The sequence below is a fragment of the Veillonella sp. 6_1_27 genome (assembly GCF_000163735.1).
GTDB lineage: Bacteria > Bacillota > Negativicutes > Veillonellales > Veillonellaceae > Veillonella > Veillonella parvula_A.
On record NZ_GG770222.1, the window covers coordinates 1 to 678 of the forward strand.

2 tRNA genes are annotated in these 678 nt (G+C 41.0%); both read right to left on the minus strand.

The features are described from left to right. Positions 1–448: 448 nt before the first annotated feature. Positions 449–524: transfer RNA gene (locus tag HMPREF0874_RS09820), tRNA-Ala, on the minus strand. Positions 525–534: 10 nt separating this feature from the next. Then, a tRNA-Ile gene (locus HMPREF0874_RS09825) sits at positions 535–611 on the minus strand. Positions 612–678: the final 67 nt, after the last annotated feature.

Sequence of the window (678 nt, forward strand, 5' to 3'; positions counted from 1 at the left end):
CCATAATTTGCGGGTAACTTCGTTGTGCTGCGTTCGGTTTGTCTTGCGTACATAAGTACGCGGCGACATCACCTCACTGGCACGCCTCGTTATCCATCAAATTCTGACGAAAATCTATTTTTAGATTTTATTGACATGCATTAGATACATTGTCGTTTTTTGTAGCCGTACATTTTCATGTACGTCACCATTAAGTCAGAGAATTATTTCCTATGTGCTCGGGTCAACCTACTTAGAAATTCTAAGAGATGACCTTACAAATATATATATTAATTCTTCTATGCAGTTTTCAAAGAACAAACAATTCATATAGTTCGCGTCTATCGTCGATGCATTCGCTTCACTTGTCTTGCGTAATTACCATTACACGGCGACATCGTTCATCTCATGCGCCTAGATAGCCATCGAAATCTATTAAATTGTAATTTAGTATTTAATAAATACTAAATGGTGGAGACGAGGAGATTCGAACTCCTGACCCCCTGCTTGCAAGGCAGGTGCTCTCCCAACTGAGCTACGCCCCCATGTATTAAATGGTGGGCCTAGGTGGACTCGAACCACCGACCTCACGCTTATCAGGCGTGCGCTCTAACCAGCTGAGCTATAGGCCCATTTAATATAATGAGAAATTATTATCTTGTAGATAACAGATCTCTCAAAACCGAACAATGTTAGGTG